General features: G+C 38.8%; 12 protein-coding genes. All 12 read right to left on the minus strand.

The annotated features are described in order from the left end of the window. Nucleotides 1-4 precede the first annotated feature (4 nt). Nucleotides 5-775: an electron transfer flavoprotein subunit beta/FixA family protein gene (locus BK584_RS06660; RefSeq protein ID WP_078391870.1), complete on the minus strand. Its 771-nt coding sequence runs from the start codon at nucleotides 773-775 to the stop codon at nucleotides 5-7. 19 nt (nucleotides 776-794) lie between these two features. Beyond that, nucleotides 795-1,565, minus strand: coding sequence for an enoyl-CoA hydratase (locus tag BK584_RS06665; RefSeq protein ID WP_078391871.1), 771 nt, complete (start codon nucleotides 1,563-1,565; stop codon nucleotides 795-797). Nucleotides 1,566-1,571: 6 nt separating this feature from the next. Then, nucleotides 1,572-2,174, minus strand: a complete 603-nt coding sequence (gene fadR, locus BK584_RS06670) for a fatty acid metabolism transcriptional regulator FadR (protein ID WP_245808810.1) — start codon at nucleotides 2,172-2,174, stop codon at nucleotides 1,572-1,574. Nucleotides 2,175-2,312: 138 nt separating this feature from the next. Continuing rightward, the gene (locus BK584_RS06675) at nucleotides 2,313-4,013 is read right to left on the minus strand and encodes a long-chain-fatty-acid--CoA ligase (RefSeq protein ID WP_078391873.1); all 1,701 of its coding nucleotides are present in this window, start codon (nucleotides 4,011-4,013) and stop codon (nucleotides 2,313-2,315) included. 587 nt (nucleotides 4,014-4,600) lie between these two features. Further along, nucleotides 4,601-5,011, minus strand: a complete 411-nt coding sequence (locus tag BK584_RS06680) for a DUF350 domain-containing protein (protein ID WP_078391874.1) — start codon at nucleotides 5,009-5,011, stop codon at nucleotides 4,601-4,603. Between the two features lie 16 nt (nucleotides 5,012-5,027). Then, nucleotides 5,028-7,388, minus strand: a complete 2,361-nt coding sequence (locus BK584_RS06685; protein ID WP_078391875.1) for an endonuclease MutS2 — start codon at nucleotides 7,386-7,388, stop codon at nucleotides 5,028-5,030. Nucleotides 7,389-7,407: 19 nt separating this feature from the next. After that, the gene (gene polX / locus BK584_RS06690; RefSeq protein ID WP_078391876.1) at nucleotides 7,408-9,129 is read right to left on the minus strand and encodes a DNA polymerase/3'-5' exonuclease PolX; all 1,722 of its coding nucleotides are present in this window, start codon (nucleotides 9,127-9,129) and stop codon (nucleotides 7,408-7,410) included. Nucleotides 9,130-9,232: 103 nt separating this feature from the next. After that, on the minus strand, nucleotides 9,233-9,772 hold the full coding sequence (locus tag BK584_RS06695; RefSeq protein ID WP_078391877.1) for a CvpA family protein: 540 nt from the start codon (nucleotides 9,770-9,772) through the stop codon (nucleotides 9,233-9,235). Nucleotide 9,773: 1 nt separating this feature from the next. Further along, nucleotides 9,774-10,010 carry a cell division protein ZapA gene (gene zapA, locus BK584_RS06700; RefSeq protein WP_078391878.1) on the minus strand — a complete coding sequence of 79 codons (237 nt, stop codon included), beginning with the start codon at nucleotides 10,008-10,010 and terminating at the stop codon, nucleotides 9,774-9,776. Between the two features lie 117 nt (nucleotides 10,011-10,127). Next, nucleotides 10,128-12,554 (minus strand): phenylalanine--tRNA ligase subunit beta, encoded by a 2,427-nt coding sequence (pheT, locus tag BK584_RS06705; protein ID WP_078391879.1) that lies wholly within the window; start codon nucleotides 12,552-12,554, stop codon nucleotides 10,128-10,130. A gap of 13 nt (nucleotides 12,555-12,567) precedes the next feature. Beyond that, nucleotides 12,568-13,602 carry a phenylalanine--tRNA ligase subunit alpha gene (gene pheS / locus BK584_RS06710; RefSeq protein ID WP_078391880.1) on the minus strand — a complete coding sequence of 345 codons (1,035 nt, stop codon included), beginning with the start codon at nucleotides 13,600-13,602 and terminating at the stop codon, nucleotides 12,568-12,570. 317 nt (nucleotides 13,603-13,919) lie between these two features. Beyond that, entirely contained in the window at nucleotides 13,920-14,678 is a 759-nt protein-coding gene (locus BK584_RS06715; protein WP_078391881.1) for a TrmH family RNA methyltransferase, read from the minus strand. Nucleotides 14,679-14,771: the final 93 nt, after the last annotated feature.

Raw genomic sequence — 14,771 nt, forward strand, 5'->3', positions numbered from 1 at the left:
CTCCTTAAATAACTTTCGCTTCTGATTTTAATAACGAGACAAGTTCTTTCACTTGTTCGCTTGGTTCTCCTTCAAGCTTTTTACCTGCTTGTTTTTCAAGTGGAAGATACACTTCTTGAACAATTGTCTTTGCTTCAACATCATCTTCATCAACATCTAAATCATCTAAATCCAGTACTTCAAGAGGTTTTTTCTTCGCTTTCATAATACCCGGCAGTGATGGATAACGTGGATCATTTAACCCTTGTTGTGCTGTTACTAGAAGCGGCAATGTTGCTTCTACTGTTTCTTCATCTCCTTCAACATCTCTAACAATTGTTGCTTTATCTCCAGATACTAAAATACTCGTAATTGTTGTTACTTGTCCGATACCTAGTAACTCTGCCAAGCGGGGACCGACTTGACCCGAACCACCATCAACCGCCACATTTCCTGCCAAAATAATATCAGCATCCTTATCTTTAAAGAAAGCATAGAGCAATGATGCGGTTGTAAATGGATCACTTTCATCGATTTCTTCACGATCAATTAACACACCTTTATCTGCACCCATCGCGAGTGCCGTGCGTAATTGCTTTTCCGCCTCTTCTTCTCCTACGGTTACGACAGTTACTTCCCCTCCATGTTCATCGCGAAGAACCAGCGCTTCTTCCACTGCGTATTCATCATAAGGGTTAATTATAAATTCTGCCCCTTCTTCTTGTACTTTTCCATTTGAAATAGAGATCTTTTCTTCCGTGTCAAACGTTCTTTTTAAGATGACATAAATATTCATTTACAAAACCTCCAGTATGTTAATTCCCCTGAAATCGGGGCTCCCGTTTTTCCAGAAAAGCTTGAACACCTTCCTTGCGATCATCTTGCATATAAACTTCTCCAAAACACTCTAATTCTTTTGTAAAACCTTCTTCACGGTCTCCATCGCTTGTCGCTACGAGTTCAAGTGTACGGCGAACCGTTAAGGGGCTTTTTGCCGCAATGCCAGTGGCAATTGTCATCACATCTTTAAGTAAATCTTCTTCTTTACTAACTTGATTAATCAGACCAAACATTAAAGCTTCCTCCGCCTTAATAGGTTTGCTCGTCAACATTAATTCTAGTGCTTTTGCTTTTCCAATCAACTTAGGTAGCCGTTGTGTACCACCAAAGCCAGGAATAAGACCTAAATTAAGCTCTGGTAATCCTAGTTTCGTGCCTTCAGCAGCTATCCGCATATGACAAGCCATCGCAAGCTCAAGCCCTCCCCCGAGCGCAGCCCCATGAATAGCAGCAATCACCGGTTTGGGAGCGTTTTCAATTTTAAAAAATGTATCTTGCCCCTTTTTACCAAGCTCTGCAAATTCGTGTCCGTCTTCAACGTCAATAAATTCTTTAATATCAGCTCCAGCTGCAAAGAAACGACCCTCGCCATGGATTACAACGCATTTAATTGTTTCATCGTTGTAGACCTTTTCAAAATGATGCTCAAGTTCATCCATGACCGAGCGAGCAAGAGCATTAGCAGGTGGGCGATTTAAAGTAATAACCGCCACACCATTTTCTACCTTCCATTTTGTCTGTGCCATCTTGTCTTATCCAACTCCTTTCACGTCGCCAGCAAGACCATACAATAACATTTGCTGGACTTTTACCGCCTGTGATTCTAATGAAAACTTCCCTTCTGACATGACCCAATTTGAGACCACTTCATCTAAAGTCCCAAAAATCATCTGTCGAGCAAGTAACGGGTCAAGATGCGAATAAAAGCTCCCGCTTTCTTTCCCCTCCTTTACTAATTCGTCTAAAAGTGACAAATATCCTTTTAAAACCTGGTTAATCCTTAATCGCAACTCTGTTTTTGATTGTCTTAATTCAAGCTGAGTGACAACGGCTAAGTAATAATCTGCCTCTAATTGAGAAAAATGAGAATGGACTAGTCGATTCAATTTTTCTTCTGTCGTTTTCTCGTTTTGAATGATTTCCCTACTTTTTTTTACAAAAGAACCCATCTTTTCTTCAAACAACGAAATTAAAATATCTTCCTTGTTTTTAAAATATAAATAAATGGTTCCATCTGCCACACCGGCTTCTTTTGCAATCTTAGAAACTTGTGCTTGATGGAAACCATGCTTTGCAATAACAATGACTGCAGCATCGATAATTTGATCGTACTTTTGACCACGCTTTTTACTCAAACCCATCTCTCCTTAAGTAAACTATGAATGAATGTTCATTCATATAAAGCGAGTATAATATGATTGACTTCAATTGTCAAACCACTACTTCAAAACAAAAAGGTTTCTTTACAACTAGCGCAAAGAAACCTTAGATAATTATGCTTGTTTTTGATCAACAATGCTACTTTTATTTCGTTCCTCATCTAAAAGCACACGTTTTAAAATTTTTCCAGTCAAAGTAGCCGGTAATTCTTCTCTAAATTCAAATATTCTTGGTAATTTATAAGCTGCCATTCTCTTTCGGCAATAGTTCTCAAGTTCTTCTTCAGATACATGGTCGCCTTCTTTCAAAACAACGTATGCCTTCACAGTCTCGCCTCTGTATTCATCAGGAATGCCTACAACAGCAGCTTGAATAATTGATTCGTGTTCATAAAGAACTTCTTCTACTTCCCGAGGATAAATATTATAACCACTTGCTATAATCATTTCTTTTTTGCGGTCTACTATATAAATATATCCTTCTTCATCCATTCTACCCATGTCACCGCTCTTGAACCAATCCCCATGGAACGTTTGTTGCGTATCTTCTGGACGGTTCCAATAACCCGACATTACTTGTGGACCCTTTATAAAGACTTCACCTATTTCACCAATTTCTGCTTCGCTTTCTTTTTCCATGGAATAAATCATGACTTCTGTGTCTGGCCAAGGTATACCAACACTACCTGATTTTCTTTTATCCCAAATTGGATTTGCACAAGCAACAGGAGAGGTTTCAGTTAAACCATACCCTTCGACAATCCTGCCCTTTGTAAGTTTTTCAAATTTTTGTTGAACCTCTAAAGGAAGTGCTGATGCACCACTAATACAAGCTTTTATAGATGTAAGATCATAATCTGCAATATCAGAGCGATTACATAGCGCAATGTACATAGTTGGTGCTCCCGGAAACAAAGTCACTTTTTGCTTCTCAATCGTTTTTAACACATCTTTTGGATTAAACTTCGGAAGTAAAACCATTGTTTGTGCTTTCATTACTGCAACATTCATAACTGCTGTCATGCCATACACGTGAAAAAATGGCATGACGCCAAGAATGCGCTCACTTCCTTCTTCCGCTTTATAAAGCCAGGCATCACATTGCATAGCATTTACAACTAAGTTTCGATGAGACAGCATAACTCCTTTCGCAAGACCTGTTGTCCCACCAGTGTATTGTAACAATGCTAAATCAGAGGAAGATACTTCGACTTTTGGCTCAATTGCTTTTCCTTCTTTAATCAATTGAGAAAAACGTAAAATCCTTTCTGAATACTCTACTTTAACTGCAGGTATCCCTTGTTTTTTCTGAACAAATGGAAAGAGCAAGCCCTTAGGGAAAGGAAGATAATCTGGGATCGTGGTCACGATAATGAGTTCAAGTGGTGTAGAGTCCATAACCTTTTGCACACGCGGTAAAACTGAATCCAAGCATAAAATTACTTTGGCTCCCGAATCAACTAATTGATGCTGCAATTCTCGTTCTACATAGAGTGGGTTTGTTTGCACAACGATACCACCGACCATTAAAACGCCATAATAGCTAATAATTGACTGCGGGCTATTTGCTAACATGACCGCAACTCGATCGCCTTTTTTTACACCTAGTTTAAGAAGTTGATTAGCAAATTTCAACGATTGGTCATACAACGTTTCATACGTCACTTTTTTACCAAGAAAATGAACCGCTTCGTGCTCTGGATATTTTTTGGCTGATTGTTTGAAAAAATGCTGTAAAGGTACATCGTCATAATCAATTGAGGTACTAATTCCCTCTGGGTATTGTTGCATCCACCTTTTTTCAACGATCTCCATTGTTCTCCTCCTTTAATTAGGGCTCCTCTCGCAAATTGATTCTCCTCTACTCCATTGTATTGTAATCGTTTTCATTTTCCAATTGTTTTTTTGTTTTTTTATAAAAAGTTAGATTTATTTGTATGTAAAATAAATAATGTACTTTGAAAACCTCTCCTATCGAAAACAAACTAACTATGAGATAAAAGCTCATAGTTATTATTCAACTGGTTCTTAATTGCTTATTTTTAATTCCAATGACATAGCATCATGATGAGTAGCAAACTAAAGGACAGTATTCATAGACTCACGCGGAGCAAAGACGAAGATGAGCTTTACAGCTAACACTATGAGGGGTATCCATTGTGGTCTCAAAAAGCAACGACTATTCTGCGAGCGGTGACAAAATGAGGAATCGATCACATTTTACATTCATTAATAAAAAAGCTTACCGACGGACTCATTTTCATTAGAATTCGTCGACAAGCTAAGAAAAACCATTCTATCAATGTCTCTAAGCAAAGATGAATAAAAAAATAATACCGGCTAGAGCGAATACGCCACAGCATACATAAAGAATCTTTATTAACAATTCCATTCAAACACCTCTACGCTTTTATACCTGCACCAATAACAAACGATAAACCAACAGATAACAACAGAGATAAAAGACCGACAGCACGATTATCATTACCTATTTCTTCATCAACTTTAAATCCAGGCATTAAGAATTCGAAAATGAAGTAACTAAATAAGAGTAGGACAAAGCCAACTACACCCCAAAGAAGCATCATCAATAACGAATCTGACTGCTGGATAGAGGAGGCAAAAATATTAGCAACACCAAATATTTTCCCCCCCGTTGCCATCGCAACTGCAATGTTGCCTCGTTTGATTTCTTCCCAATTGCTATAGCTTGTAACTGTCTCAAATATCGTTAAAAATACAACAAGCATCAGAATTGTTACACTGTAATTGGCAATCGTTAAGATCCATTCATTTTCTAGAAGAACCTCCATCGCTCGCTTCCTCTCTCTATTTCAATTCAATGACTGTATTGCCAAGTCCACCTTCGTTCATCCCTCCATCACGCGCTGATTTGATTCTAGGATGATTTGCAACATATTGCTTTACTCCTTTACGCAAGGCTCCAGTCCCCTTACCGTGAATGATTGATACTTGATGATACCCAGCAAGCAGTGCATCGTCAATGTATTTTTCCACACGTTGCATTGCATCTTCATAGCGTTCTCCACGCAAGTCTAATTCAGACTTCACATGAGCATCATTCCCACGAATCGTTGTAATGGCTTTTGTTGGTTCCGGCGCTTTTTCTAGCAACTGCATATCTTCTAGTTCGACCGTCATTTTCATAATCCCGAGTTGGACTTGAAATTCATTATCTGTAACCTTTTTAATAACGGAACCTTTTTGATTGAAGCTTAAAACCTTTACTTCGTCTCCAACTTTGGGAATTCGTTTCGCTTTTTCTGCTCTTTTTTTCACTTGCTTCTGTTTCTTAGAAACCAATTTAGGAACGGCGGCATCGAGATGCTTTTTCGCATCAATCAATTTATGCTCTTTGATCGCTGCACCTTCTTTTTGCAGGTCACGTAACTCTTCAATAATCACTTCTGCTTCTTCTCTTGCATTAGTAATCGCTTTATTTGCTTCTGCCTCTGCTTCCTCCATCATTTTCTCTCTCATTTTTTCAAATGAGGCAAGCTTCAACTCTAACTCTTTTTTTACTGTCTCAGCTTCTCTGCGTATTGTCTCAGCTTTTACCCATTCCACTTGAGCAGATTTTTGGCTTTCCTCAAGAAAGGCAATCATCTTCTCCACTTGCGTCGCGTCACTGTTAATTTGTTGTTTTGCCGACTCGATCACCGATTCAGATAATCCCAATCTACGGGAAATCGCAAAGGCATTGCTGCGTCCAGGAACACCTACTAAAAGTCGATACGTTGGCCGTAATGTTTCAACATCAAATTCAACACTCGCGTTCAAAGCACCTTCCCTGTTATAAGCATATCCTTTAAGTTCACTATAATGAGTTGTTGCAGCCGCTAATGCGCCTCTCTGATAAACATAGTCGAGAATGGAAATTGCTAGTGCCGCACCTTCTGTTGGATCCGTTCCTGCACCAAGTTCATCAAATAACACTAAACTATTCTCATTCATTTGATCTAGTATTGATACTATATTTCTCATATGAGATGAAAAAGTACTCAAACTTTGTTCTATTGATTGTTCATCACCAATATCAGCAAAAATATGTTCAAATACGGCTAACTCCGATTCTTCGTCAGCAGGTACATGAAGTCCAGATTGTGCCATTAGGGTTAACAAACCAATTGTTTTTAACGTTACTGTTTTCCCACCCGTATTTGGTCCGGTTATTATAAGAGAACGAACGTTATCCCCGATTGCTACATCACTTGGAACAACTTCTTCGGCAGGTAAAAGCGGATGACGTGCTTGACGTAAATCTAAATAACCACGATCATTTAACTTTGGTTTGATGGCTTTAATTGCTTTTGCATAAAATGCTTTGGCAAATATAAAATCGAAAGAAGCTAACGTCTCAACATTAATCAATAATTGTTCAGCTTCTTCACCAACTTGTACTGATAATTCTGCTAAGATCCGTTCAACTTCTCGTCTTTCGTTTGATTTTGCCTCTGTTAGTTGATTATTTAAGGTAACAATGGAACCAGGCTCAATAAAGAGTGTTGCACCTGAAGAAGATTGATCGTGGACAATTCCGCCAAATGATCCGCGATACTCTTGTTTAACTGGAATCACATAACGATCACCGCGGATTGTCACAATTGCATCTGACAACATTTTTCTCGTACTACTCGATCGAGTAAGTTGTTCAAGTTTTGACTTTACATTTGATTCATAACTGCGCATTTGATGGCGAATGGTACGAAGTGCATTACTAGCACTATCCAACACAAACCCATTATCATCGATACACTGCTTAATCGCTTTTTCCAATTGCGATAATGGCTCAATAAGCGCAATGTTCTCTTCAAGTAAAGGAACTTGAATATGACCTTCATCTATAATTTCTTCCAAGAAGAATTTTAATCTTTTGCCTCCATACAATGTAGAGGCAATATCAATTAGTTCAGTTGCAGATAATGAACCTCCAATAGCTGCTCTTTTTATATGAGCTCGAATATCGGTGATCCCACCAAGTGGGACCTGTCCTTTTAAACGAAGAACATTTGAAGCTTCCGCGGTTTCTTCCTGTTGTTTAACAACTTCATCTAAACTTGTTGACGGAACAAGTTCCATTGCTTTTTGTCGACCTAACGAGGAAGCAACATGCTCAATAAGTTGTTGCTTCATTTTGCTATATTCTAATACGCGCTGCACGTGTTCCATTTGTGCAACCCCCTTCTTTTTAAAACTTACGTTTATCTTTTAACCATTCTTTTAATCGATCAAGTGGCCACAAATTAATGATTTGCTCGTGTGAAAGCATCGCTTTTCTGGCATGAGCGTAACCATAGTCGACAAATGATAATGTTTGTACGCGATGGGCATCAGAATTAATTGAGATTAGCGCACTTTTTTCAGCCGCCCTCTTTAACCATTTAACTTCTAAATCCAACCGACTTGGACTTGAATTTAATTCCAATGCTGTATTTGTTTCTGCCGCCCACTCAATCAATTGTTCCACATCAACATCATAACCTTCCCGACGCCCTATTAATCGCCCAGTTGGATGTGCTATGAGATTAACATTAGGATTAAACATTGCTTGCTTCAAACGCGCCATTAAAGTCTCTCTGTTTTGGGAAAAAGCAGAATGAATAGACGCTATCACAAAATCGACTTCCTCAAGCACGCTATCCGGATAATCAAGTTCTCCATTTGGTAAGATATCCATCTCAATCCCTGTTAAAATAGTGAAATTAGAATTCACTTGATTGTATGCATGGATTCGATTGTGTTGCTCTTTTAATCGCTCGATCGATAATCCGTTAGCGACCTTTAAGTAACGAGAATGGTCGGTAATAGCCATATGAGAATAGTTTCTTTCTTTTGCAGCTTCGGCCATTTCTTCAATCGAATGGGCACCATCACTCCATGTTGTATGCATATGAAGGTCGGCGCGAGCATCAGAAGAACTTACGGTTACATCGTATTCTTTATAACGTTCAATTTCGCTACCATCTTCTCGTGCTTCAGGAGGAACATAAGGTAGTCCAAAATGATTAAAAAACAACGTTTCATTTTTAAATATCAGTATCTCACCTGTTTCTTGACATTCGATACCATATTCATTTATTTTCTCATTTTGTTGTTTCGCTAATTGTCTCATTTTTACATTATGGTCTTTTGAGCCAGTAAAATGATGAAGAGCTGTAGCAAATTCTTTGTCTGCAACCAGACGAAAATCAACTGAAATCGTATTTGCTTCAAGCGTAAGTTCTACTGATACCTTTGTATCACCTTTCGCAATGACCCCTTTTATTCCCTCTAAATTCAATAACTGTTCTCTGACAGAAGGTACATCATCCGTTGCAATAATATAATCAATATCTTTGACCGTCTCTCTCATACGTCTTAAGCTGCCTGCTCTAGAGAAACGAATCACATCAGTTATTTTTTCTAATTGTCCCTCTAATTGTTCTGCGAACGGCAAAACTTGTGCAATTGGCAATCTTTCAGGTCTGGTGTTCCAAACTTCAAATGCTTCCACAATTTTTTGCTCTGATTTCTCACCAAAACCCGCCAGACCTCTAATCTTATGTTCCTTCGCAGCTTGCAGTAAACGATCCGCATCGGTAACACCTAATTCTCGATACAAACGTCCAATTTTTTTGCCACCAAGCCCAGGTAATGTTAGTAATGGAATAAGCCCGTCCGGAATCTCATTTTTTAATTCTTCCAACGTCGTTGAAACACCCGTTTGTTTAAGTTCCAAAATGACATCAGACGTTGCTTGTCCTATACCAGCGAGTTGTTTAGGGTCAGCAATTTGTTCTAGATTACGCTCATCTTTTTCTAAAGCCTGTGCCGCTTTACGATAAGCGGATATTTTAAAAGGATTTTCCCCTTTTATTTCAAGATACACTGCTATTTCTTCTAATAGTTGAATCACTTGTTTTTTGTCCACTTACCTCGCCCCTTTACTTGCTGCCTCTATCATAACGAGTTTAGTTTGTGAAAATCAAACCGAATATTAGAAAAGACAGCCCGCAATCCGCGCGAGCTGTCACTTAAAATGTCGGACGTACCCATAATTCATTTAACCAATCAGATAAATAAGGTGTATTATAAATCATGAACTCTGCTATTATAGAAGATTGCAATGCAGATTGAACTCCATTAATTGGAATAACTGTTGCAACATAGAGCAACACAAATACAAGTAAATAATTTTCTACGAAGCCTAAAATACCTCCGAAAAGTTTATTAATCGTATTTAGAATCGGTAAATGGGACACAAAGTCTAGCATTGAACCAATAATATGCAAGATTATTTTAGTTCCAAAGAACAAAATTGCGAATGCAATTGCTGAATAGTAAACACTTTCTGCGTCAAAGGAATTAATAATCATACCAAAGGCACCCTCCGCAGAAAAATCAGGGTAAGGGATATACAACCGAATGGTGCTAGCGAGTTGTTCATAATAACTCCATGCTACAAATATAGCAACAAAAAAGCTTACTAAATGGATTAGCTGTAAAATGAACCCTCTGCGTCGGCCTATAAAAAAGCCAAAAATCAGCAAAAGCATAATAACTAAACTGAGCATTTCATTCTCCTTCGTTTTCTCGTTTCAATTTCAAATATTCATCAGCAATGTTTAAAGCCGTTAACACTGATAATTTTGTTGTATCTAAATATGGATTCCGCTTTTTTAACTCATCCATTTTTTCATTAATATAAGTTGCTACTTCTTTTACATGGGCAGGCTCTTCTTCGCTGACCACTTTATACATTTGGCCTTGTATACGGACCGTTGTTTTTGTTTTCTTGTCGCCATTCTCCACGAAAGAACCTCCCAGCACGTTGCGCCATACTAAAACTATGTTTCATCATACCATGTAGTTGTTAAATTGAAAACCAAAAAACGATCACCCCTTTAGGGCAACCGTTTTCTATAATGATTAGGAACGTAATACAGCTCCAGCTTTTTCTGTTAACGCTTGTAGTACGTATTCGTGTGCGTTCTGAACTTCCTCGTCCGTCAAAGTTCGGCCCTTGTGTCTATATGTCAACGAGAAGGCCACTGATTTTTTGCCAGCCTCCATATGCTCACCCGCATATACATCAAACAAAGCGACTTCCTTCAACAACTCACCGCCTGATTCCTCAATGACTTGCTTTAATTTGGCTACAGTTACTTGTTCATCCACAACTAAGGCAATATCACGTACGATCGCTGGATAACGTGGAATTCCTGCATAGTTTACCGTTTTTTGTTCGGCGTTAAGCAATGTTTCCAAATTCAGTTCAAAAACATAAGTCTCTTTTAAATCCAATTGTTTTTGTACACTTGGATGTACTTGCGCTAAGATGCCTATCGCTTTCCCTTCAAATTTAACATAAGCTGTTCGACCAGGATGGAATCCTTCACTCTGATGCTGTTCAAACTGAATTCGTTCCATCAAACCAAGTGTTTCAAATAACCCTTCCATAATGCCTTTCAACACAAAGAAATCAACCTCTTTTTTCTCTCCTTGCCAAGGATGTCTTAGATAATCACCGCTGATTAAGGCAGCTATTTGCTCTTGTTCTTTTGGTAATTGTGTTAAAGACTCTTCGTCTGTTAAAAAGACAGAACCACGTTCATATACAAAAAGATTGTTGTTCCTGCGGCTCAAGTTATAAGCAGCAATATCATAAAGGTGCGGAAGCAAGCTTGTGCGCATTACACTTCTCTCTTCGCTCATTGGCTTATCGATACGAATCGGTTTTATCCCTTTCGGGGCATAAACTGTTGCTTTTTCTTTACTCGTTAATGAATACGTAATGACTTCTGATAAACCAGCGCTACGTAAATATTGTTCAGCCTTTACCCGACTCACTTGATATTCAGATCGTTTTCCTTGTGTCGTTGTCCCACTTGGTAAAGTAGATGGAAGGTCGTCATACCCAAATAGACGTGCAACTTCTTCATATAAGTCTTCTTTAATAAGAATATCGCCACGACGATTCGGCACAGTAACATGGAGATCCTCTCCCACTTTTTCACAAGGAAACTGTAAACGACCAATAATACCTGCTACTTCAGATATCGATAATGTGGTTCCTAAGCGCTTATTCATTTCTTCAAGGTTTAAAGCAATAATAACTTCTTTACTAGAGCGATTATCAGCTTCTACTGTACCGTTTAAAACAACACCACCAGCTAATTCTTGAATCAAATAAGCCGCTCGCCTAGCGGCTTCTCCAACCCGTGACTGATTAATGCCCTTTTCAAATCTTGCACTTGAATCACTTCTCAAGCCACTGATTTTCGCCGACCGACGAACAACCGTTGGATGAAAAGCGGCTGCTTCAAGAACAATCGTAGTTGTATCTTCTGTAACTTCAGAATCAAGCCCTCCCATAACGCCTGCAAGCGCTAATGGAATTTTTCCGTTTGTAACAACTAGCTGTTCATCCGAAAGTGTTCTTTCCTCGCCATCCAACGTTGTGAATGATTCATTGCTGGTTGCTCGACGAACATGAATTTTTTTCGCTCCAAGAGCATCATAATCAAAGGCATGCAGTGGCTGACCATACTCAAGCAATACATAATTCGTTACATCAACAACATTACTAATCGGACGTATGCCAGCAGCCATTAGGCGATTTTGCATCCATAATGGCGATGGTGCAATCTTGACATTTTTAATCATTGTCGCCTGATAAAATGGTGTGTCCTCTTTGTTTTCCACTGAAACATTCAATTGACTTTCCGCTGTTTCTTTTATTTCTCTTACTTTTATCTTCGGCATTTTCACTGGACGATCATATAATGCTGCAAGTTCGTATGCAACGCCAAGCATATGCATACAGTCTGAGCGATTTGCAGTTAAATCAAGTTCAAGAATTGAATCATCTAATGAAAAAATTTCAAGAACATCTTGACCTGGGGTAACATCAGACGAATTAGAAAATACGTAAATTCCTTCAGTATATTGTTTTGGAACAAGTTTATTTTCGATCCCTAATTCTTGCAACGAACATATCATACCCTGGGAAACTTGTCCCCGCAATTTAGCTTTTTTAATTTTTATTCCACCCGGAAGACGAGCACCCACTTGAGCCACAGCCACATGTTGGCCTTCAGCTACATTTGGCGCACCGCAGACAATCTGTACGAGTTCTTCTTGTCCTATATCAACTTGACACACATTTAACTTATCTGCGTCTGGGTGTTGATGAACTTCCTGAACATAACCAACAACCACATTAGTAGCACCTAGATTACGTTCATGGATAAAATCAATTTCAATTCCGCTTCGTGTCATTTTTTCCGCAATTTCTTGTGGGCTAATGTCACTAACCTCAATATATTCTTGTAACCATTTGTATGAAACGAGCAATGTGTGGCCCTCCTTAAACAGATTTAAATTGTGTTAAAAACCTAGCATCATTCGTATAAAATTGGCGAATATCATCAATGTCATATTTCAACATTGCTAATCGCTCAACCCCCATACCGAAAGCGAAACCACTATATTCATTAGAATCAAAACCACTCATCTCTAACACACGAGGGTGAATCATACCTGCCCCAAGCACTTCTATCCAACCTGATTGTTTGCATATGCGACAACCACTACCTGAACAAATACCACAAGATACATCAATCTCTACAGATGGTTCTGTAAATGGAAAGAAGCTTGGGCGCAATCGGATTGAACGATCAATTCCAAAAAATTGCTTAGCAAACGATTCTAATATTCCTTTTAAATCACTCATCCGTACATTCTTATCAACATAAAGACCTTCCGTTTGCATGAACTGGTGTGAATGTGTAGCATCATCATCGTCACGTCGAAATACTTTTCCTGGAACAATAATCTTCACTGGGCCAATACCCTCATGCTTTTCCATTGTTCTTGCTTGCACTGGTGATGTTTGAGTTCTTAGCAATAATTCATCTGTTATATAAAATGAATCCTGCATATCTCTTGCCGGATGATCTTTTGGCAAATTTAATGCCTCAAAGTTATAGTAATCGGTTTCGATTTCTGGTCCTTCCCCAATAGAAAAACCAAGACCTAAGAAAATGTCTTCAATTTCCGTAACAACTGCACTTAGCGGATGAATTGTTCCTTGTGATGACGGTCTTCCTGGTAACGTGACATCAATAGACTCAGATTGTAATTGTTTTTCCAGTGCTTCTTTTTCAAGAACCTCACTTCTATGATCAAGGTTCGTTTTTATCTCATCTCTAACTTCATTTGCCAATGCACCAATAATTGGGCGTTCTTCTGCGGTAAGTTTGCCCATGCCACGAAGAACTTCAGTGATTGGCCCTTTCTTCCCCAAATACGCAACCCGGACCGCCTGGACGTCTTTCTCTGACTCGGCTTGAATCGCTTGTTCCAACGCTTCTTTTTTTAATGCTTCCAACTGTTCACGCATGTCCTTACCTCCTTGAATCGATGTTATGTAAAAACAAAAAAAGAGCTCTCTAATCCCTTAGAAAGGGACGAAAGCTCGTGGTACCACCCTTAGTTCACAAACGCCTATAAGGCGTATTGACTTCATTCTCGATAACGGTTTTCACCGGTTACATTCTTTAGGAATGTCAGCTCAAGAGTGAATTCAGTCTACCCTGCCATAGAAATGCTTGCAGTCAAGGCATTTCCTCCCTTTATGGTGGACATAAACATACTAGTCTCTATCAGCGCTTTTTGCTTTATAGTGGATGATTATTATTACCCTTCATTATAATCAACTTAGTCTTTAGTCGCAAGATCAGATTTAAGAGAATAGAGCAGGATACCTGATGCGACTGCTACATTTAGTGATTCTGCTTTAGGGTTTTGTGGAATATACAAGTTCTTATTTGTCCGTTTTAACCATTCTTCCCCAACCCCATCTCCCTCATTCCCAAGTAAAAGAGCAAATTGACTTGTTTTTTCAACCTCAGAGTATGGAATGGCTTCCAATAATGAAGTACCAAATACAGGTATTTTTGCTTGCTCAAAAGCATTAAACCAATCTTCAAGTCCACCTTCATATACAGGGATATGAAAAAATGCTCCTTGTGTTGAGCGAATCACTTTATCGTTAAACACATCAACCGATCCAGTTCCTACCACTACAGCAGTTGCTCCTGCAGCAAGAGCGGTCCGAATAATCGTCCCAAGGTTTCCGGGGTCTTGAATACGATCAAGTATTACATAAACACCAGTAAGATCTGCAGGTTGACACAGCTCTTTCCTTTGACACACCGCGATCATCCCTTGGGGAGTTTCCGTCCGTGATAGCTCTTTTAATACGGAATCATTTACTTGAATCACTTCCCCAGAAAAAGGGATTGATATGGTGGTATTTGTAATAATGGTTGAGACTAGCCAATTTGACTTAAGGGCTTCTTCAACTAGATGTTCTCCTTCTACAAGGAACAACCCTTGTTGTTCACGCCCCCTTTTTGTATGTAGTTTTTTCCATTTCTTAACACGTTCATTTTTAAGCGATTCAATCCGCTTCATTCTTATAAAAACTCCTTTTTAACGCTTGTACTTTTTATATGATGTTTTTCACTTATATTCTTGACAAGTCGCGGCATACTATGATGGATTCAT

Source organism: Shouchella patagoniensis (assembly GCF_002019705.1).
Lineage (GTDB): Bacteria > Bacillota > Bacilli > Bacillales > Bacillaceae_D > Shouchella > Shouchella patagoniensis.